The sequence below is a fragment of the Treponema sp. HNW genome (assembly GCF_050320395.1).
In the GTDB taxonomy this organism is placed as follows: domain Bacteria; phylum Spirochaetota; class Spirochaetia; order Treponematales; family Treponemataceae; genus Treponema_C.
On the sequence record NZ_CP144459.1, the window covers coordinates 2,314,488 to 2,333,782 of the forward strand.

At 47.6% G+C, this 19,295-nt stretch carries 20 protein-coding genes and 2 tRNA genes; 3 read left to right on the top strand and 19 right to left on the bottom strand.

Features of this window, described 5'->3' with window-relative positions; translation table 11 throughout:
* Positions 1–132: 132 nt before the first annotated feature.
* The 15 genes from V1L52_RS10870 to V1L52_RS10940 all read right to left on the bottom strand — a co-directional run bounded on the left by V1L52_RS10870 (position 133) and on the right by V1L52_RS10940 (position 13,425).
* Positions 133–507, bottom strand: a complete 375-nt coding sequence (locus V1L52_RS10870; RefSeq protein WP_428769569.1) for a helix-turn-helix domain-containing protein — start codon at positions 505–507, stop codon at positions 133–135.
* 1 nt (position 508) lies between these two features.
* Positions 509–802, bottom strand: coding sequence for a type II toxin-antitoxin system HigB family toxin (locus tag V1L52_RS10875; RefSeq protein WP_428769571.1), 294 nt, complete (start codon positions 800–802; stop codon positions 509–511).
* A 187-nt stretch (positions 803–989) separates the two neighbouring features.
* Positions 990–1,460: a 30S ribosomal protein S7 gene (gene rpsG / locus V1L52_RS10880; RefSeq protein ID WP_428769573.1), complete on the bottom strand. Its 471-nt coding sequence runs from the start codon at positions 1,458–1,460 to the stop codon at positions 990–992.
* Between the two features lie 10 nt (positions 1,461–1,470).
* On the bottom strand, positions 1,471–1,845 hold the full coding sequence (gene rpsL, locus V1L52_RS10885; RefSeq protein ID WP_428769575.1) for a 30S ribosomal protein S12: 375 nt from the start codon (positions 1,843–1,845) through the stop codon (positions 1,471–1,473).
* Between the two features lie 143 nt (positions 1,846–1,988).
* Entirely contained in the window at positions 1,989–6,233 is a 4,245-nt protein-coding gene (gene rpoC / locus V1L52_RS10890; RefSeq protein WP_428769577.1) for a DNA-directed RNA polymerase subunit beta', read from the bottom strand.
* Between the two features lie 59 nt (positions 6,234–6,292).
* Positions 6,293–9,802 carry a DNA-directed RNA polymerase subunit beta gene (rpoB, locus tag V1L52_RS10895; RefSeq protein WP_428769579.1) on the bottom strand — a complete coding sequence of 1,170 codons (3,510 nt, stop codon included), beginning with the start codon at positions 9,800–9,802 and terminating at the stop codon, positions 6,293–6,295.
* A 126-nt stretch (positions 9,803–9,928) separates the two neighbouring features.
* Positions 9,929–10,318 carry a 50S ribosomal protein L7/L12 gene (rplL, locus tag V1L52_RS10900; protein WP_428769581.1) on the bottom strand — a complete coding sequence of 130 codons (390 nt, stop codon included), beginning with the start codon at positions 10,316–10,318 and terminating at the stop codon, positions 9,929–9,931.
* 82 nt (positions 10,319–10,400) lie between these two features.
* Complete coding sequence (gene rplJ / locus V1L52_RS10905) at positions 10,401–11,072, bottom strand: 50S ribosomal protein L10 (protein ID WP_428769583.1); 672 nt, start codon at positions 11,070–11,072, stop codon at positions 10,401–10,403.
* Between the two features lie 2 nt (positions 11,073–11,074).
* Entirely contained in the window at positions 11,075–11,755 is a 681-nt protein-coding gene (gene rplA / locus V1L52_RS10910) for a 50S ribosomal protein L1 (protein WP_428769585.1), read from the bottom strand.
* Position 11,756: 1 nt separating this feature from the next.
* Positions 11,757–12,188, bottom strand: a complete 432-nt coding sequence (gene rplK / locus V1L52_RS10915) for a 50S ribosomal protein L11 (RefSeq protein ID WP_428769587.1) — start codon at positions 12,186–12,188, stop codon at positions 11,757–11,759.
* A 77-nt stretch (positions 12,189–12,265) separates the two neighbouring features.
* The gene (nusG, locus tag V1L52_RS10920; protein ID WP_428769589.1) at positions 12,266–12,823 is read right to left on the bottom strand and encodes a transcription termination/antitermination protein NusG; all 558 of its coding nucleotides are present in this window, start codon (positions 12,821–12,823) and stop codon (positions 12,266–12,268) included.
* Between the two features lie 9 nt (positions 12,824–12,832).
* Positions 12,833–13,009 carry a preprotein translocase subunit SecE gene (gene secE / locus V1L52_RS10925; RefSeq protein ID WP_428769591.1) on the bottom strand — a complete coding sequence of 59 codons (177 nt, stop codon included), beginning with the start codon at positions 13,007–13,009 and terminating at the stop codon, positions 12,833–12,835.
* 29 nt (positions 13,010–13,038) lie between these two features.
* Positions 13,039–13,111: transfer RNA gene (locus V1L52_RS10930), tRNA-Trp, on the bottom strand.
* A gap of 30 nt (positions 13,112–13,141) precedes the next feature.
* Positions 13,142–13,318: a 50S ribosomal protein L33 gene (gene rpmG / locus V1L52_RS10935; RefSeq protein WP_428769593.1), complete on the bottom strand. Its 177-nt coding sequence runs from the start codon at positions 13,316–13,318 to the stop codon at positions 13,142–13,144.
* A gap of 34 nt (positions 13,319–13,352) precedes the next feature.
* A tRNA-Thr gene (locus V1L52_RS10940) sits at positions 13,353–13,425 on the bottom strand.
* Between the two features lie 293 nt (positions 13,426–13,718).
* On the opposite strand from V1L52_RS10940, the gene V1L52_RS10945 reads away from it, so the two are divergent.
* Genes V1L52_RS10945 through aat form a run of 3 tightly spaced genes read left to right on the top strand, consistent with a single transcriptional unit; the run spans position 13,719 to position 17,110 of the window.
* Complete coding sequence (locus V1L52_RS10945; RefSeq protein ID WP_428769595.1) at positions 13,719–14,024, top strand: ATP-dependent Clp protease adaptor ClpS; 306 nt, start codon at positions 13,719–13,721, stop codon at positions 14,022–14,024.
* A complete protein-coding gene (gene clpA, locus V1L52_RS10950; RefSeq protein WP_428769597.1) occupies positions 14,025–16,373 on the top strand; it encodes an ATP-dependent Clp protease ATP-binding subunit ClpA in 2,349 nt (782 codons plus the stop codon).
* The gene (aat, locus tag V1L52_RS10955) at positions 16,370–17,110 is read left to right on the top strand and encodes a leucyl/phenylalanyl-tRNA--protein transferase (RefSeq protein WP_428769599.1); all 741 of its coding nucleotides are present in this window, start codon (positions 16,370–16,372) and stop codon (positions 17,108–17,110) included. The genes clpA and aat overlap by 4 nt, the downstream gene beginning before the upstream one ends.
* Before the next feature lie 85 nt (positions 17,111–17,195).
* On the opposite strand, the gene V1L52_RS10960 is transcribed toward aat, so the two are convergent.
* The 4 genes from V1L52_RS10960 to V1L52_RS10975 form a co-directional block, all read right to left on the bottom strand.
* Positions 17,196–17,492, bottom strand: coding sequence for a hypothetical protein (locus V1L52_RS10960; RefSeq protein ID WP_428769601.1), 297 nt, complete (start codon positions 17,490–17,492; stop codon positions 17,196–17,198).
* An 85-nt stretch (positions 17,493–17,577) separates the two neighbouring features.
* On the bottom strand, positions 17,578–18,303 hold the full coding sequence (locus tag V1L52_RS10965; RefSeq protein WP_428769603.1) for a hypothetical protein: 726 nt from the start codon (positions 18,301–18,303) through the stop codon (positions 17,578–17,580).
* A complete protein-coding gene (locus V1L52_RS10970) occupies positions 18,303–18,464 on the bottom strand; it encodes a hypothetical protein (RefSeq protein WP_428769605.1) in 162 nt (53 codons plus the stop codon). The genes V1L52_RS10965 and V1L52_RS10970 overlap by 1 nt, the downstream gene beginning before the upstream one ends.
* Entirely contained in the window at positions 18,464–19,291 is an 828-nt protein-coding gene (locus V1L52_RS10975; protein WP_428769607.1) for an acyl-CoA dehydratase activase, read from the bottom strand. Before V1L52_RS10975 ends, V1L52_RS10970 begins: the two co-directional genes overlap by 1 nt.
* Between the last annotated feature and the right edge of the window lie 4 nt (positions 19,292–19,295).

Below are 19,295 nucleotides of genomic sequence, written 5' to 3' on the forward strand. Positions count from 1 at the left end.
CGGCAAAATACAAGGTTCCGTTAAACGCGCTGCCTTTATCTTTCAGAGCATAAAAAAAGGCCGCCTAAAACCCGTGTTTCAGACAGCCTCGTTACGGAGCATGCGCCCCTTACCGCTTCCCCCTACCTACCGCTATGCTGTTTTACTTACATCATAAGGCCGAATAAGAGTTTCCGCAGGTATACCCAAACCGACCGAAAGTTTTCTAATCATATTCAAACTTAAGGGCCGCTTTCCGGAAAGCACTTCCGACACCTTCGACTTATTTCCGATATAGGGAGTTAAATCATTTTGAGATAAATGCATTTGTTCCATTCTGAATTTAATCGCTTCGATGGGAGAAGGACCTTCGACCGGAAAATGACGCGCTTCGTACAGTTCAACCAGAGTAGTAAGCAATTCCAACATATCCCCTTCAGAGGTATCGGGTTTCGCATCAAATAACCCATCTATCATTTTAAGCGCATCGTTATAATCTTTTTCCGTTTTGATTAATTTAACAGTCATATTACACCGTTCCTGCATTGATTTTATCATACTCTGCATGAGTTCCGATAAATCTGATATACACTATGTGAAAATCATAATTTATCTTCACAATAAGTCTGTAATTATTTCCTCCGATATTAAAACAAACCCTATTATCCGCCAAAAAACTTGCCGACGGATACCGTTTTTTTATATCGTCCGGTCCTTGCCAATCGGACTTTTCCGTTTCCTTAAACCAGGATTGCAGCTGACTTTTTACCGACGGATGCTTTATCCAATACTCGGCAAGTGTTTTTCTGGCAATAATCCTCATACAACCGCACCTTTTTAAAAGTTCCCTAAAAGGGAACATTAATAGTATACAGCACTATTACTAAACTGTCAACTTTTATATCTCAAAAGCCCCCTCATCCCCTCAGAGCATAAAAAAAGGCCGCCTAAAACCCGTGTTTCAGACAGCCTCGTTACGGAGCATGCGCCCCTTGCCGGTACAAATAAAATTACCAGCGGTAGTGAGCGAATGCTTTGTTGGCTTCGGCCATTTTGTGGGTATCTTCTTTTTTCTTGTAAGCGGTACCCGTGTTGTTATATGCATCCAAAAGTTCCGATGCCAAGCGTTCTCCCATTCCGCGTCCGCTTTTACTGCGTGCGGCGGCGATAACCCAGCGCATAGCCAAGGCTTCGCGGCGGCTGTCGCGGATTTCAATCGGCACCTGATAGGTCGCACCTCCGACGCGGCGGGATTTTACTTCCACCATCGGTTTTACGTTATCGAGGGCTTTTAAAAACACTTCCAAAGGATCTTTATCCGTTTTCGCTTTTAAGGTATCGAAGGCTTCATAGATAAGGCGCACACTTACCGACTTTTTACCGTCGAGCATCATGCGGCTTACAAACTTCGATACGACCGTACTGTTATAGCGTGAATCGGGTAAAACGGGACGATTTACGCTCTTATTTTTTCTTCCCATTTACTTCCTCCTATGCCTTAGGCCGTTTTGCGCCGTACTTTGAGCGGCCGCGCTTGCGGTCTTCAACACCGAGGGTATCTTTTGTACCCCGAATAATATGATAGCGTACACCGGGAAGGTCCTTAACACGCCCGCCGCGGATAAGCACAACCGAGTGTTCCTGCAAGTTGTGCCCGATGCCGGGGATATAGGCGGTTACTTCAATTCCGTTACTTAAACGCACACGGGCAACTTTACGAAGTGCCGAATTCGGCTTTTTAGGCGTAAAAGTCATAACACGCGTGCAAACACCGCGTTTTTGCGGACAGGACTGAAGCGCGGGAGACTTCGTTCTGTTCGCTACCGATTTACGACCCTGACGGATCAATTGATTAATTGTAGGCATCTGCCTTATTCTCCTATTTACTAAACCGGCCAGCACTCCGGCTAAAAATACCTGTTAAACTTTCGGCTCCGTTCCTGCGCGGCATTAGCGCACACAGGGTCTTAACAGTATATCAAATACCGAAAGCTCCTGTCAAGACGGATTTAATCCTCTTCGTTTTCCGTTTCGTATAAGGTTTCTTCCATTTGAGCTTCCAAAGCCTTTTCAAGCTTGCGCCGCTCAAGTATTTCGTTCATTTGTACGTCAAGGTCTGCCGTATTTTCGTCAAAAAGCTTGACGTTTCGGTAATTTCGGATACCCGTACCCGCGGGAATAAGGTGGCCGATAATGACGTTTTCCTTTAAGCCGCGAAGCTTATCGGCGGAACCTGCAATGGCGGCATTCGTCAATACGCGGGTTGTTTCCTGGAACGAAGCCGCGGCGATAAAGGAATCGATATTGAGCGATGCCTTTGTAATACCTTGAAACATCGGACGGGCAATAGCCGACTGTCCGCCTTCGGAAAGAACGCGCTTGTTTTCTTCGTGGAACTTATACTTATCCACCTGCTTACCGAATATAAAATTCGTGTCGCCGACGGCAACGATTTCAACCTTGCGAAGCATTTGGCGGACAATAATACCGATGTGCTTATCGCTTATGCTTACACCCTGAGTGCGGTACACTTGCTGAATCTCATCCATAAGATAGGTTTGCAGTGCGTGCTCGCCCAAAATAGCCAAAATATCGTGGGGACTGACCGATCCGTCGCACAGCTGTTCGCCCGCATCGACCGTATCGCCGTCACGCACCAAAAGCCGCTTGGTCATCGGTACGAGGTGTTCAAACACCTTGCCGTATTTATCGACAACCGCAATAACGCGCTTGCCCTTTGTAATACCCTTAAACTGCACGGTTCCGGTAATTTGCGCCAAAACGGCAGGATTTTTCGGCTTGCGCGCTTCAAACAGTTCTTCTACCCGCGGCAAACCGCCGGTTATATCGCTTGTTTTTGAAGATTCCTTTAAGGTTTTTGCAAGCGGCGTTCCGGCCGAAATTTTTGCCTTGTCTTCAACCGAAAGAACCGCTCCTCCCGAAAGATAATAGCTTCCCTTTTCGTTACCGGCTTCGTCGGTAATCAAAATACGCGGCTGTTTGGTGTCCAAATGCAAATCGGTAATACGCTTTTCAATGTTACCCGTTTCTTCGTCCAAATCTTCCGAAAGGGTTGAACCGGGAATAATGTCTTCATAGTGAACATAGCCCGACACTTCGGCAATAATCGGATCCGAAAAGGGGTCGAAGGTCGCAAGGGTTTGCCCCGCTTCAACATAGTCGCCGACATTTGCGGAAACGGAAGAACCGTTTTTAATTTCGATTTTCAAATCGCCGCTTGCCAAATACAGGTGCTTGCCGCGGATAATAATACGCGCCGCTTCGGGAGCAAGGGTTTGTTTGCCCTTTGCTTCAAAAAGCGGTGTGTCTTTTAATACGCGGTCTCCGTCCTGCACCAAAAGATTTGCGCTGCCGAAGGTATAGTCCTGCAAAATATGGGTTACTTCCATAACGCCCTTACGGGTAAAGAGTTTGGTTTTGTCCTTCATAACGACATGGGTACCCGTAATATTTTGCACAAGAACAGGATATTTTAAGACGATGCGGTTTTCTTCGCTGATTTTAGAGGCGGTTCCTCCGACGTGGAAGGTACGCATGGTCAGCTGGGTTCCCGGCTGTCCGATCGACTGGGCGGCAATAATACCGACGGCTTCTCCGATTTCGACTATTTTATTGCGCGCGAGGTTGCGGCCGTAGCACTTACAGCATACACCGTGCCTGGATTCGCAGGTTAAAACGGTGCGCAGTTTGACGCTTTCAACACCGGCTGCATCTATTTTTTCGGCCAAATCGTCGTCTATATATTCGTTTACGTCGCACAAAAGCTCTCCGGTAATCGGGTGCAGTACGCGTTCCAAGGTATAACGGCCGACAATGCGGTCTTTCAAAGGCTCGATAATATCGTCGCCTTCTTTTACCGCCGAATATTCGATTCCGTTAATCGTACCGCAGTCTTCTTCGTTAATAACGACGTCCTGGGCAATATCGACCAGACGGCGGGTAAGGTAACCGGCGTTTGCGGTTTTCAAAGCGGTGTCCGCCAAACCCTTTCGCGCACCGTTTGTGGAAATAAAGAATTCGATAACCGAAAGACCTTCTTTAAAGTTTGCGCGGATCGGAAGCTCGATAATGTCTCCGTTCGGCTTGGCCATAAGACCGCGCATACCCGCAAGCTGACGAATCTGGTTGCGGCTTCCGCGCGCACCGGATGAGGCCATCATGTAAATCGTGTTAAAGCCCTCTTTGTCGTTTTCGAGCTTTTTCATCATAACGTTTGTAAGCTCTTCGTTGGTTTTCGACCATACTTCGACAACGCGGTTATACCGTTCATTCTGGGTGATATGACCCTGGCGGTACTGCTTCATAATCGAATCGACTTCTTTATTGGCCTTGTCCACCATTACCGGTTTTTCTTCGGGCACCAAAATATCGTCCATCGAAATGGTCGCACCGAAAAAGGTTGCATAGCGGTAGCCGACGGCCTTTATCGCATCGAGCATTTTAACCGTAAGCCAGGGGCCGCAGGTTTTATGTACCTTTTCGATCAAGCGCTTTAATTCTTTATCGCCTAAAAGCTTGTTTACGAATTCAGCTTCGGCAGGCAATTCATCGTTAAAGACAAGGCGGCCTGCAGTGGTCGAAATCACTTCGCCGTTGTGGGGCGCTTTTTGCACGGGCACCTTTATTTCGGCCTGCCAATCGATGCTGCCGGATTCGGCTGCAAGCAGGGCTTCGTTTTCACTGCTGAAGCGCTTGCCCGTTCCCTTGCCCGAAGGCTTGATTTTAGTCAAATAGTAAATACCCAAAACCATATCCTGAGACGGATACACAATGGTTTTACCGTTTGCAGGGTCCAAGAGGTTGCGGGCTGAAAGCATTAAGGTCCAGCATTCCATCTGCGCCGCCTGGGTAAGGGGCACGTGAACGGCCATCTGGTCGCCGTCAAAGTCGGCGTTGAATGCGTGACATACAAGGGGATGAAGGCGGATTGCCTTTCCTTCGACAAGTACGGGCTCAAAGGCTTGAATACCGAGGCGGTGCAACGTCGGAGCGCGGTTCAGCATAACCGGATGCTCGCGCACCACTTCGTCCAAGATAGAAAATACTTCGCTCGATTCTTCTTCAACAAGGGTTTTCGCCTTTTTAATATTGAAGACAATACCCTTATCGACGAGTTTTTTCATAATAAAGGGCTTAAACAATTCGAGGGCCATCTTGGTCGGAAGTCCGCACTGCCACAGCTTTAATTCGGGGCCGACGCAGATAACCGAGCGTCCCGAATAGTCGACGCGCTTACCCAAAAGGTTTTGCCTAAAGCGCCCCTGCTTACCCTTGAGCATGTCCGATATCGATTTAAGAGGACGGTTGGATGCGCCCTTTACAACGCGTTTGCGCTTGGAATTGTCGAACAGGGAGTCGACCGCTTCCTGAAGCATACGCTTTTCGTTGCAGATGATAATATCGGGGGCGTTTAATTGAATAAGCCGTTTTAAGCGGTTATTGCGGTTTATAACGCGGCGGTATAAATCGTTTAAGTCCGAGGTTGCAAAGCGGCCGCCGTCAAGCTGAACCATGGGACGCAGTTCCGGCGGAATAACCGGAATGGCATCCAAAATCATCCACGAACACTTGTTGCCCGATGCGCGGAAATCTTCTACAATCGCAATACGTTTTAAAAGGTGTTTATCGCTTTTTGCACCCTTTTCTATCATCTTTGCGCGCAGTTCCGCGGCAAGTTCGTCGAGGTTTAAGTTTTCAAGCAGGGTTTTGATAGCTTCGGCTCCCATACCCGCCGAAAAAGAGCCGCCGTAGCGCTCCTGAGCTTCCATGTACTCGTCTTCGGTTAAAAGCTCCATCTTTTTTAAGTCGGTGTCGCCCGGATCGATGACGATGTATTTTTCATAGTATAAAACCGAACGAAGAGCGGCAACCTGCAAGTCGAGCAAAAGCCCCATGCGGCTGGGCACCGAACGGTAGTACCAAATATGCGATACGGGGGCGGCAAGCTCGATATGCCCCATGCGCTCGCGGCGGACTTTAAAATGCGTTACTTCAACACCGCAGCGGTCGCAGATAACGCCCTTATAGCGTACCGATTTAAACTTTCCGCAATAACATTCCCACTCTTTTGTGGTACCGAATATCCGCTCGCAAAACAATCCGTCCTTTTCGGGACGAAGCGTGCGGTAATTTATGGTTTCCGGCTTTTTTACTTCACCGTATGACCATGCACGGATGGCCTCCGGTGAAGCAAGCTTTATCATAAGGCTGTCAAAATCTTGAATATCACGCATCTTTTACTCCTATCAAAGAACTTTCGGCTAAGGGCGCGCAAACACCGCACCCTTAAGTCCTAAAAGTTCGAGCCCGCCTTTGTTATCAGTTCTTCATCGCGCTCGGTAAGGGCGATTTGCTTACCTTTTGCATCGTAAATCGTAAAATCGAGGGCCAAGCCGCGCAATTCCTGAACCAAAACGTTAAAGGATTCGGGGACGCCGGCTGCCGTAGAGGGCTCGCCTTTTACAATGGATTCGTATATTTTGGAACGTCCGTTCATATCGTCGGACTTGATGGTCAAGAGTTCCTGCAATGTATTCGCCGCACCGTATGCTTCAAGCGCCCATACTTCCATTTCTCCCAAGCGCTGACCGCCGAACTGGGCCTTTCCGCCCAAGGGCTGCTGGGTAACCAAAGAATAGGGACCGGTTGAACGGGCGTGCATTTTGTCGTCTACCAGGTGATGCAGTTTTAAGTAATAGATAACGCCGACAAACACCTCGTTTTGGAAGGGTTCTCCCGTGCGTCCGTCGCGCAATACGGCCTTGGAATTGGCTTTAAAGCCCGCCTTTTTAAGTTTTTCTTCAATCTGCTCGCTGGACGGCGATTGGAAAACGGGGGACTCGTACCATTCGTTTAAGTACAAGCCCGCAAGACCGAGCTCCGATTCCAAAATCTGACCGATATTCATACGGGAAGGAACGCCCAGGGGGTTCAAACATACATCGAGCGGGGTTCCGTCTTCCAAATAGGGCATATCTTCAATCGGCAAAATGCGGGCGACAATACCCTTGTTTCCGTGGCGGCCGGCCATTTTATCGCCTTCGCGCAGTTTGCGCTTCGTTGCAATCAATACCTTTACCACTTCATCAACGCCCGGATTCAAATCGTCTCCTTCGGAGCGGCGCAAACGCTGAACGTCGATAACCGTCCCTTCAATTCCGTGGGGAATACGTAAGGACGAATCGCGCACTTCTTTCGCCTTTTCACCGAAGATTGAATTAAGCAGTTTAAACTCGGGGGTGGTGTCGGTTTCGCTTTTGGGCGTTACCTTTCCCACCAAAATATCGCCGGAGCGCACCTTGGCACCGATGCGGATAATACCTTCCGCATCGAGGTTGTCCAGCGTTTTTTCGCTTGTATTCGGAATATCGCGGGTAATTTTTTCAGGGCCCAGCTTTGTTTCGCGGATTTCAATCGTGAATTCCTTAATGTGAATCGAGGTAAACATATCTTCGCGTACTACACGCTGAGAAATCAACACCGCGTCTTCGTAGTTGTATCCGTTCCAGGGCACAAAGCCTACGAGAATGTTGCGGCCCAGGGCAAGTTCTCCGTTTACCGTTGCAGGCCCGTCGGCAAGTACATCGCCTTTTTTAACCTTTTGACCGGGGGCAACCACGGGGCGCTGGTGATAACAGGTGTCCTGGTTTGTCCTCTGATATTTTAACATCGTGTACACGTCGAAATCATCGGCATTTTTTTGTTTATCCGGCTTTATGCAAATCTCTTCGGAGGTAAGGCGGCTGACCGTTCCCGGCCGCAGAGCCTTTATCAATACGCCCGAATCGTAGGCGCATTTTGCTTCCATACCGGTTCCGACCCGCGGGGGTTCGGGGAACAAGAGGGGCACGGCTTGGCGCTGCATGTTACAGCCCATGAGGGCGCGGTTTGCGTCGTCATGCTCCAAAAAGGGGATAAGGGCGGCCGAAACCGAAATAATCTGCTTGGGCGAAACGTCCATGTACTGAACGTCATTCGGGTTGCGCGACGTATAATCGCCGTAGCGGCGGCATGCAATGCGTTCGCCGGCAAAGGAACCGTCTTCTTTCATGCCGACCGAAACCTGACCGATATAGTAGCGGTCTTCGTCCATAGCCGACAAAAAGTCAACCCGGTCGGTAGCCCTTCCGTTTTCAAGCTTGCGGTAGGGGGCTTCCAAAAAGCCGTATTCGTTTACGCGCGTATAAATGGCAAGAGAAACGATAAGACCGATATTCGGGCCTTCGGGCGTTTCAATCGGACACATACGGCCGTAGTGGGTATAGTGAACGTCGCGGACTTCAAAGCCTGCGCGGTCGCGTGAAAGACCGCCGGGGCCTAAGGCGTTCAAACGGCGCTTGTGAGTAAGCTCGGCAAGGGGGTTAACCTGATCCATAAACTGGGAGAGCTGGCTTGAACCGAAAAATTCTTTTATTGAAGCGACAATCGGCTTTATCGAAATAAGGTCCTGGGGCTTCATCGTTTCGGTTTTTTTTAAGCCCATCCGCTCTTTTGCAATGCGCTCCATGCGGCTGAAAGCCGTTTTAAGCTGGTTTGTCATAAGTTCGCCGACCGAACGCACGCGGCGGTTGCCGAGGTGGTCGATATCGTCGATATTTTCATCTCCGATATATACCTTGATAAGATACTTCATCGTTGCGATAATATCCTGTTTGACGAGGGTATGATCGGTTATCGGCTCTTTTACGTCGAACTTTTTATTCAGCTTGTAGCGGCCTACCCTGCCCAAATCGTAACGGCGCGGCGAAAAAAACATACTGTGCAGGTCTTTTTCGGCAACTTCAACCGTAATGGGCTCGCCGGGCATAAGCACTTGATAGACGGCCGAAAGGGCGTCTTCAAGGGTCGGCTCATCGGATTCGGAGCCTTCTTTTATAAACCGGATTTCTTCGCGTTCAAAACAGTTGATTATCATCTGCGAATCGAGAGAAGATTCTCCGGTAAACTTAATCACCGAAAGCGATTTGATTTCCGGGTGCAAAAACAGCTCGTCGATATTGTGAGGCTGGAGTTTTTCGCTCGCGCGGAATAATTTTTTTTGCTCGCCGGTTTCGCCGTCCTTAATGTAAACGGCATCGGCAAGAACTTTTCCGACTAAAGAATCGCGGAATTCGCGGGTATCTTTGATTTTGATTTTTTCCGTATCGTAAAACATACGGATAATTTCTTCGCGGGTGCTGAATCCCAAAGCGCGCAAAAAGATGGTGCCCAAAATGCGTTTTTTGCGGTCGATTTTTGCGTAGATAAGTTCTTTTTTGGGGTCGATTTCAAATTCGAGCCAGCTTCCGCGGTAGGGAATAATGCGGCTTGAATAGATGCCCTTTTCGTGGTTAAAAATAACGCCGGGCGAACGGTGAATTTGCGAAACGACAACCCGTTCGGCACCGTTTATGATAAAGGTTCCCCGCTCGGTCATCAGGGGAATATCGCCCATGTAAATGCCTTTTTGGCGGATTTCACCCGTTTGCTGAAAAATCAGATTTATGCGGGCTTTTAAAGGAACCGAATAGGTAAGCTCTTTTTGCTTACATTCCAATTCCGTATATTTAATATTGGCTTCGTCAAGCTCGTAATATTCATATTCCAAAAGCATATCGCCGTTAGGGCTTTCGATGGGGAATGTGGAACGAAAGACTTCTTCAAGACCCTGAACTGCAAGCGGCTGTTTTTTATCGAGTTTTTCTTTTTGCAAAAAATTCTCGTACGATTGAAGCTGAATGTCTATCAGGTTGGGAAGCTCCATAAAATTGCGGATATTTTTTCCGATATATTGACGATTCACCGTCCGGCTTTTCGCGAACATTAAATCCCCCTTGCTCTTGCGTATAAACAGATATAGCCGCCCGAAATTTTCAATCTTTCAGGCAGCATGTGCGTCGTTTTTAATTTTAAATGTTTTGTACGGCACAAGGCCGTACAAATAATTATATTATGCAATCTTAACAACACCGCCGGCGGCTTCAAGCGTTTCTTTGATTTTAGCGGCTTCTTCCTTGGATACGCCTTCTTTAACGGGCTTCGGAGCGCCTTCAACCAAATCTTTTGCTTCTTTTAAGCCTAAGCCGGTAATTTCACGGACAGCCTTAATTGCGGCAATTTTCTTGGAAGCGTCAACGCTTTCCAAGGTTACCGTGAATTCGGACTGCTCTTCAGCACCGCCGGCTGCGGCACCTGCAGCACCGGCTGCGCCCGCTACCATAACGGGGGCTGCGGCGGTTACACCGAATTTTTCTTCCATAGCTTTTACGAGCTCGGAAGCCTCAAGTACCGTCATCGATGCGATTGCATCAAGAATGTCTTCTTTTGTCATTGCTGCCATTATTATCTTCTCCTTAAAAATAGGCATTTTTTATATTACGTACAGGACGACAGCTGCGAAGCCTGAATCGTAAACAGTATTTTTATTCCGCTGCCGGAGCACCGTCCGCAGGGGCGGCCGCGTTATCGGCAGGTGCACTTTCGGCAGGAGCGCTGCCGCCGGCATCGGCGCTGTCCACAGGAGCGGAAGCGGGAGCGGCTTCCGCTTTCGGAGCCTCTTCGGCCTTAGGCGCACTTGCGCCGGAGGCTTCTTCGGCTTGACGCTTTTCCACATAGGCAAGCAAGGTTGCCGCAAGCTTTTGTACGGGCGCATTGATGGTCGATGCGATCATCGCCAAAAGCTGCTGGCGTCCGGGAAGCTTGGAAAAAGCTTCAATCTTTGCCGCATCATAGAGTTCCGTATCGATATAGGCACCCTTAACCTGTAAACCGGGAGCTTCCTTTGCAAAATCGAATAAGATTTTTGCAACTTCGTTGGCATCTTCGGTTGTCAAGGCAATAGCCGTCGGACCGGTTAAATACTCGGCCACATTTTCGATCTTCATCTCATCGAAAACAACGCGCGCATAGGTATTTTTTACAACCTTCAGCTTGGCATTCTTTTCGTTTAATTTGCGGCGCAAAGCGGTAATGCTTTCAACGGTCAAACCGCGGTAATCCGCAAAAATAAAACCTTTATAGTTTTCAAACGCGGCCTTTGTCGCCGCGATCGCTTCAAGTTTTGCAGGCTGGATTTTTTTAGCTATGATAGCCATAATTATTCTGCCTCCTTATAATCGACCCATACGCCGGGGCCCATCGTCGAGTTTACCGACACGGACTGAACAAAGGCACCCTTTGAAGATGCGGGACGCTTGCGGGCAACTTCGGCCAAGAGGGTCGATACGTTGGCCGCAACCTGTGCCGGGTCCATAGACACCTTTCCGACCGGCATGTGAATAACGCCGCCCTTATCGGTACGGAACTCGACACGGCCTTTTTTCAATTCGCCGATAGCCGCCGTTATATCGTTCGTAACGGTTCCCGTTTTGGGGTTGGGCATCAAACCTTTGCGGCCGAGCACCATACCCAGCCTTCCGACATCCTTCATCATATCGGGGGTGGCAACGGCAATATCGAACTCAAGCCAGCCGCCCTTCACCTTTTCGATGTATTCATCGGCGCCCGCATAAGCGGCACCGGCATCCAAAGCTTCTTTAATGCGGTCTTCTTTACAAAAAACAAGCACCTTTTTTTCGCCGCGGAACTGATGAGGAAACACCAGGGTATCCCGAACGCTTTGGCTTTTATCAAGCTTCAAGCTGATATGCGCTTCAACGGTTTCATCAAAATTGGCGTATTTAAGCTCTTTTACAAGTTCGCAAGCCTTTTGTACGTCATAGGTCTGTGAAGAATCATACTTTTTAAGTGATTCGCGATATTTTTTTCCGTGCTTCATATTACCGCTCCACCTCTACACCCATACTGCGCGCAGTACCGGCGATGATTTTTTTTGCCGCCTCAATATCGTTGGCATTAATGTCGGGCATTTTGGTTTTTGCAATTTCTTCGAGCTGAGACGCCGAAAGCTTTGCGACCTTATCCTTTAAAGGGTTACCCGAACCTTTTTCAAGCCCCGCGGCCTTCTTAATAAGTACGGCTGCAGGCGGCGTTTTCAAAATAAACGTAAAGGATTTATCCTGAAAAACGGTAATAATAACCGGTATAACAAGTCCCGGTTCCATCGACTTTGTACGGTCGTTAAACTGCTGTACAAACTGCGGAGCGCTTACACCGTGAGGGCCCAAAGCGGGACCGACGGGCGGCGCGGGCGTTGCCTTACCGGCAGGACACTGCAATTTGATAACGGCCGTTACCTTTTTTTTCGCCATCTATTTCTCCTTATATTGGTGTAGCGGGATTTTACCCGCCTAACGGGAGCCTCCGGCCCCCTCCCAAAAACGGGATGCTATATTTTTTCCACTTGGGTTAAATCAACTTCAACGGGAGTTGCGCGCCCGAATATACCGACGGTAACACGCAGTTTGTTTTTTTCCAAATTAACTTCTTCGATAGAGCCGGAAAAGGAAATAAAGGGACCGTCGATAATCTTAACCTGCTCGCCCACGGCAAAGGTTTGCTTGACGCGCGCGGAGCGCTCGCCCTTTATTTCTCCGGATTTTTGGAGCAAGGCTATCGCCTCGTCATTCGAAATGGGACGCGGGCGCACATTACTGTTTGTACCGACAAAGCCCGTTACGCCCTGTATACGGCGAATTGCCGAACAGACGGGTTTCCAGCCCAAATCCGGCAAATCGAGCTCTATCATAATATAACCGGGCAAAAACTTTTTTGAAACGGTTCGTTTTTTCCCGTCGCGAACCTCAACCACATCCTCGACCGGAACCTTAATATCCAACACGACATCGGAAGAAAGGTCGCCGTTTTCAATCATGGAACGTATAGTGCGCTCTATTTTACCTTCATACCCCGAATAAGTATGAAGAATATACCATCCCTTCGCCATCAATAATACCTAAAATATAAAGTTGAAACCGGCCGTAAACAACATATCAAGGCCGCCGAGCAAAAGGGCTACAATCACGGTGGAAATCAATACCACTTTTACCGATGAAAAAACATCTTCACGGGTAGGCCACACAACCTTTTTCAACTCGGCAACGGATTCTTTAAAAAACTGAACGATTTTCATACACCGATCTCCGCTATTTTATTAAGATACAGGCCAGGAAGGACTCGAACCCTCAACATTCGGTTTTGGAGACCGACGCTCTACCATTAGAGCTACTGACCTAAATACGGCACACGCCGTCCCGAAGAGTCATTATTTGGCTTTTGTCTCTTTATGAACGAGGTGCTTGCGGCAAAAGGGACAATACTTGCTTTTTTCCAACTTGCCCTGAATGTTTTTACGGTTTTTATAAGTAGTATAATTTTTACGCTTGCATTCGGAACACTGCAATGCAATAATCTCAACCGCCGTTTTTGCTTTTTTAGCCATTTGCCATACTCCTTCACGACTCCCCGAGGGGAAAAGCCTCCGAGCGGGATCGAACCGCTGACCTCAACCTTACCATGGTTGCGCTCTGCCGACTGAGCTACAGAGGCGTTGCATACAAAAATCCCATTCAAGGCAGGCATGCCTAAATGAGATGTCCTAGAAGTATATAGAAGTTAATATCTTTTGTCAATAACGGAACAAGAAAATTTACGGGAGTTTTTTCTTGCTTTTTCGCTGTTTTTGCAGTACATTATACGGAGAGAATATCAACAGCCGCAGCCGGCTACACAGCACATGCAGTGTTATAACCGGTCGGACAAAAATCTTTTTTTTGTAAATAAATCAAATTTTACTGAAAAACGGCACAACTTGTGTTATAATATCAGTGTGGGCGGGATGTATGGACATACAAAATCAAAATACGGTATCGGTTACGGAAAAAACGGACTTTACCGAACCGCCGGAATATAGGGTGATTTTATTAAACGACGATTATACGACAAAGGATTTCGTTACCCGTGTTTTAATGCATATATTCCGTAAAACGGAAAGCGATGCGGTATCGTTAACCGAAAAAGTACACCGAAGCGGATCGGCCGCAATCGGGGTCTATACATACGATATAGCGGCAACCCGCACAGCCCTGACGATTCAAAGCGCACGGGAAAACGGGTATCCGCTTCAATGCATAATGGAGAAAGCATAGTTGAAAATAGGACCCAAACTGAATACGGCGTTACATCGAGCCTTTGCCCTCGCAAAAAAAGCTAAGCACGAATTTTTGACACCGGAACACCTTTTGTATGCGGCCCTCGACGATGAATACATTATCAATGTGTTACTTTTATGCGGCACGGATCCGGGAATCATCTACCGCGATTTGGAAGATTATTTTGCCGAAAGGATTCCCGTAGGTGCGGGAGGCGAGCCTATGGAAACCATAGGCTATAAGTCCGTTATGGGACGAGCGGTAGAACAATGCGCCGCCGCCGAAAAAAACACGGTCGAACTTCCCGATGTTTTGGTCAGTCTGTTTGACGAAGATAAAAATCACTCTTCATATTATTTAAAAAAAGCAGGGCTTTCGCGTCTTACACTCTTGGAAACCATAGGTTATTTGCAGTTTTCCGATTCGGCGTCTCAAACCCCGGTCCAAACCGGACAAAATACTCGGAAAACGGAAACCGCGGCCGCTCATAACGAACAGGCCCCCGAAAAAGCCGATGAAGGACCGCGCAAAAAAAGCGCATTGGAGCGCTATACGCGCAACTTAACCGAAGAAGCTTCCAAGGGCTTGTTGGATGAGCTTATCGGCCGCGAAGAAGAACTTGAACGTACCATGCAGATTTTATGCAGGCGGGTAAAAAACAATCCCATTCACGTAGGAGATGCGGGAGTCGGAAAAACGGCCATAACCGAAGGCTTGGCGATAAAGATCGCCTCGGGAGCGGTTCCCGACTTACTGCGCGGTTTTGAAGTGTTCAGCCTCGATATGGGCGCCCTCGTAGCGGGGACAAAATACCGCGGAGACTTTGAAGACCGCATTAAACGCATAAGCGATGAGCTTTTAAAAAAAGAAAAAGCCGTTCTCTTTATAGATGAAATCCACACGATTATCGGAGCGGGTTCGGGCTCCGGAGGGAATTTGGACGCATCGAATCTTTTAAAACCGGTTTTAGCTTCGGGAAAAATACGCTGCATAGGCTCGACCACCTTTGAAGAATATACCCGCTTATTCGAAAAAGACCGCGCCCTTGCAAGGCGTTTTCAAAAAATCGATATTACGGAGCCGACGCGCAGCGAGGCAATCGGCATACTTAAGGGACTAAAGTCTAAATATGAAGCCTATCACGGCGTGCATTATACGGACGAAGCTTTACAAGCCGCCGTAGACTTATCGGCAATACATATTAACGAACGCCGCTTACCCGATAAGGCTATAGATGTCATCGATGAAGCGGGAGCTTGGCTGAAACTGCATAAAAATCGGGAGCAGACAAAGGTACAAACCGTCGATACCGGCTTAATCGAAAAAACACTTGCACGCATTGCACGTATCCCTGAAAAAAGCATAAATACGGACGAAAAGGAAAAACTGCGCACTCTTGCCCCCGATTTAAAGCAAAATATCTTCGGACAGGATGCCGCAGTGGAAGCTCTTTCGATGGCGGTAAAACGTTCGCGTGCGGGATTCCGCAGCCCCGAAAAACCCGCCGGCTGTTTTTTATTTGCAGGCCCCACGGGTGTCGGAAAAACCGAATTGGCGCGCTGCCTTGCGGACACAATGGGTGTCAAACTTTTACGCTTCGATATGAGCGAATATCAGGAAAAGCATACGGTCAGCCGTCTTATCGGTTCTCCCCCCGGTTATGTCGGTTTTGAAGAAGGAGGCCTTTTAACGGGGGCGGTACGTAAAGACCCCCATGCCGTTATATTGCTCGACGAAATCGAAAAGGCCCACAGCGATATTTATAACGTTCTTTTGCAGGTAATGGATTACGGCTCCTTAACCGACAATCAAGGGAAAACGGCCGACTTCCGCAATACAATCGTAATTATGACCAGTAATGCAGGTGCAGCCGATATAAGCCGTACGCAAATCGGTTTCGGTGAACGCGATGAAACGGAAAATGCGGTAAAAGAAGCCGTTGAAAAAACATTCAGTCCCGAATTCCGAAACAGATTGGATGCCGTTATTCCCTTTGCACATTTGAGCCGTGAAATAATCGAAGATATCGTACGTAAAGAAAGTGCAAAACTTGCCGAGCGCCTGTCCGAAAAAAAAGTCGATTTGGAACTCGAAGGCGAAGCTGTTGCCCTGCTGGCCGAACAAGGCTATTCAAAAGAATTCGGGGCTCGGAATATCAACCGTATAATAGATGAAAAAATAACCTCTCCCCTTGTGGACGAAGTATTGTTCGGCAGCCTGTCAAAGGGCGGAAGCGTTACCGTATACAAAAAAAACGGCGATATTGCGCTTACCTTTCGCAAGCGTCATAAAACAGCCGATACCGCACGGCATAAACCGCAAAAAACCCGAGAACTTGAAGCATGAGCGAAGTATCGGCTTTATCCGCTGCCGAAAAAGAAAAAATCTTTTTTGCCTCTTTTCCGGATAAAGAATGGTTTGAATTTCCCTCACCCGAAGCGGTGGGAATAGACATTGTAGGCATCGGCGGTCCTCTGTCGGCCGATATACTGCTTTCGGCTTATTTGCAGGGCGTTTTTCCGTGGTATAACAGCGGCGATCCCGTATTGTGGTGGTCGCCGGATCCGCGTTTTGTTTTAATTCCCGAAGTATTCCATACTCCTGCACGGCTTGCCCGCAGCATGAAAAAAAATACCGCAGGTTTTACATATACAATGGATAGAGCCTTTACCGAAGTGATTACCGCCTGTGCCGAAACAAAGCGGCAAGCCGGGAACGGCACATGGATAGGCCCCGACATGATAAAAGCGTATACCGAATTTCACCGGCTGGGATTTGCCCACTCATTTGAAACGTATCAAAACGGTAAGCTTTGCGGCGGCTTTTACGGCGTTTTAATCGGGCAAGTTTTTTTCGGAGAATCGATGTTTTCTCTTGTGCCGGATGCATCAAAATGCGCCCTCGTACACTTTGTAAACAATTTTCAACACTGCGGCGGAAAACTCATCGATTCCCAAATATACACGGATCACATAGCCCGATTCGGCGGAAAAAATATCAGCCGCACGGCTTTTTTACATTTGGAAGAATTATATCTTAGCACCCCGTTGGAAACGGGATTGGAAACAATGTACGGAAAATGAAGTTCCCTGATAAGAGCCGCTTATTGTTCATAGACCGTACTGTACCGCCGCACGGTTTTAAAGTCTAAACTAAACTGTACAGACCTTAGGTATCGGTCGCCTTTGTGCGATACCATTCCGTAATACCGGCAAGATTGCTTTCCTGCACAACTGATACGCCCTCGCTCACCATCTTCAGCACCGATTTTTCATCCGGCGAAAGAGAGTCTTTGGCTTCAAGATTTTTACGTATTGATTTTGCCTTTAAGCTCATAATAAACTTGTTTAAGCCGGAAAGCTTTTGCAAATCGAAGCCGCCCTGCACATAAAAAAATACCGTATGTTTATCTTTAACGTTTTTTGCGCTCAGATTTGCCGTGAGCGTTTCCGAAGGAGGGGCCATACCGACAACGCATAGGGCGCGGACCGTATATTTTTTATACGCCTTGGCACAACCCTTTATATTTCCGGCAAAATCCGCATGTAACTTAATTTACCGTATGTTTTTTGTTATGTTTAAAATGAAGCTCCTTTAATCCCTCCACTTCATTGCACAATTCTTTAAGATTACAGGAACCGCAATTAGCGGCGATACCGTCCATTATATGGCAAAGGGCGGCGGTCATATCGTTCGCTTTTTTTGCCAGTGCGGTAATTTTGTCAAAGTCCGCATTTCCCGTAATAAAAATGACGCACACGTTTTTTACCGACGCATTGCGTTTATATTCGCTTATAAAACCGTTTCCGACGTATTCAAAACTTATACCGGCTTTAACGGCTTTTTTGCTTATACGCACTTGCTCCCGATAATTTTCGGCCGAAATCCTCATCATATAGCCTTCAGGATATATGCGGTATTTTGCAAATTCGATGTCTTTTATTTGCCGATAGACCGCATCTTCATCGCCGTCTATATTTGTAACCGAAGCAAGGGTAATGCGGGCAAAGGGACAGTTTTGCTTTATACGGTTTAAATCTTCTCCGAATAAAACAACCCTGTCTTTACCGACAAGTTTTTCGTCGCTTGTAACGCATAAGCAGTTTGCCGCTGCAAGCCCCTGCCCTCCCATTTCGAAGGCGGTATCCTGCAGCAGCACAACCTCATGTTCGCCGATATCATGCCAGCCTTTTTGCGGATTAAAATCCCAGCTGTGAGAAGGACTGTCTTTTAATATGCCGCATATGTCTTTAATCAGGCTGTCATAGATTTTCATTAAAACGTACTTACCTTTTTACTGTCGAGTTTATCATGATGTTTTTGCAGCCATTTATAAATAAGCGCAACCAGTTTCATGTCCAAATTACCCATAAAGATTATAAAGGTCAGCAAAAAAAATGCGGCCAATACAATAAGTACAATCCAATACCACGCCATTAGGATGCCTCCTTTATCTTTTTGGAAAGCGCGGCCATGCCTTTTTGCCGTGCAAATTCGGCCGCTCCGAGCGCGCCCATCAATTGGGGGTCGGTATCCAGCTCGACAACTTTCAGTTTTAATACGTGTTCTATCGCCTTTTTAAGACCGATGTTTTTTGCACAGCCGCCGGTCAGCGTTATACTGTCAACAGCTCCGGCTTTTTTTGCCATAACAAAACAGCGTTTTGCAACGGCCATTTGTATGCCCGCAGCGATTTCATCCATCGGTTTTCCTTCGCCGACCAATGTAATAACTTCGCTTTCGGCAAACACGGTGCATTGCGCGGTTATCGGAATAACGTTTTGCGCATTAAGCGATAATTTTGAAAATTCGCTCAGGGTCATTTCAAAAGCGTTTGCCATCGCTTCATAAAAGCGCCCCGTACCGGCTGCACATTTATCGTTCATGGCAAAGTTTTTAACCGTTCCGTCTTTATCGATGGCTATCCCTTTTACGTCCTGCCCGCCTATATCGATTATGGCCTTTACGTCGGGATTCGTAACATGAACACCCATCGCATGGCAGCTTATTTCGGAAATGTTTTCATCGGCAAACGGTACTTTGTTTCTTCCGTATCCCGTTCCGATTAAATACGTTAAATCTTCGGCCGTTTTAAGTTCGGGAATATTCGCAAGAACTTCTTCCATAGCCATTTTGGCGGACGCTTCGGCATTCATTTTGCTTCTTTGAGTCGTATGCGCCAATATTTTACCCGTTTCGTCCAAAACTACGCATTTAGTATACGTTGAACCGACATCACAACCTGCAAAATAATATTTACTCATATAA

Excerpts from the sequence above, each read along its gene's own strand:
- V1L52_RS10870 (WP_428769569.1), bottom strand. The coding sequence starts at position 507 with ATGACTGTTAAATTAATCAAAACGGAAAAAGATTATAACGATGCGCTT.
- V1L52_RS10875 (WP_428769571.1), bottom strand. The coding sequence starts at position 802 with ATGAGGATTATTGCCAGAAAAACACTTGCCGAGTATTGGATAAAGCAT.
- rpsG (WP_428769573.1), bottom strand. The coding sequence starts at position 1,460 with ATGGGAAGAAAAAATAAGAGCGTAAATCGTCCCGTTTTACCCGATTCA.
- rpsL (WP_428769575.1), bottom strand. The coding sequence starts at position 1,845 with ATGCCTACAATTAATCAATTGATCCGTCAGGGTCGTAAATCGGTAGCG.
- rpoC (WP_428769577.1), bottom strand. The coding sequence starts at position 6,233 with ATGCGTGATATTCAAGATTTTGACAGCCTTATGATAAAGCTTGCTTCA.
- rpoB (WP_428769579.1), bottom strand. The coding sequence starts at position 9,802 with ATGTTCGCGAAAAGCCGGACGGTGAATCGTCAATATATCGGAAAAAAT.
- rplL (WP_428769581.1), bottom strand. The coding sequence starts at position 10,318 with ATGGCAGCAATGACAAAAGAAGACATTCTTGATGCAATCGCATCGATG.
- rplJ (WP_428769583.1), bottom strand. The coding sequence starts at position 11,072 with ATGGCTATCATAGCTAAAAAAATCCAGCCTGCAAAACTTGAAGCGATC.
- rplA (WP_428769585.1), bottom strand. The coding sequence starts at position 11,755 with ATGAAGCACGGAAAAAAATATCGCGAATCACTTAAAAAGTATGATTCT.
- rplK (WP_428769587.1), bottom strand. The coding sequence starts at position 12,188 with ATGGCGAAAAAAAAGGTAACGGCCGTTATCAAATTGCAGTGTCCTGCC.
- nusG (WP_428769589.1), bottom strand. The coding sequence starts at position 12,823 with ATGGCGAAGGGATGGTATATTCTTCATACTTATTCGGGGTATGAAGGT.
- secE (WP_428769591.1), bottom strand. The coding sequence starts at position 13,009 with ATGAAAATCGTTCAGTTTTTTAAAGAATCCGTTGCCGAGTTGAAAAAG.
- rpmG (WP_428769593.1), bottom strand. The coding sequence starts at position 13,318 with ATGGCTAAAAAAGCAAAAACGGCGGTTGAGATTATTGCATTGCAGTGT.
- V1L52_RS10945 (WP_428769595.1), top strand. The coding sequence starts at position 13,719 with ATGGACATACAAAATCAAAATACGGTATCGGTTACGGAAAAAACGGAC.
- aat (WP_428769599.1), top strand. The coding sequence starts at position 16,370 with ATGAGCGAAGTATCGGCTTTATCCGCTGCCGAAAAAGAAAAAATCTTT.
- V1L52_RS10960 (WP_428769601.1), bottom strand. The coding sequence starts at position 17,492 with ATGGCCCCTCCTTCGGAAACGCTCACGGCAAATCTGAGCGCAAAAAAC.
- V1L52_RS10965 (WP_428769603.1), bottom strand. The coding sequence starts at position 18,303 with ATGAAAATCTATGACAGCCTGATTAAAGACATATGCGGCATATTAAAA.
- V1L52_RS10970 (WP_428769605.1), bottom strand. The coding sequence starts at position 18,464 with ATGGCGTGGTATTGGATTGTACTTATTGTATTGGCCGCATTTTTTTTG.
- V1L52_RS10975 (WP_428769607.1), bottom strand. The coding sequence starts at position 19,291 with ATGAGTAAATATTATTTTGCAGGTTGTGATGTCGGTTCAACGTATACT.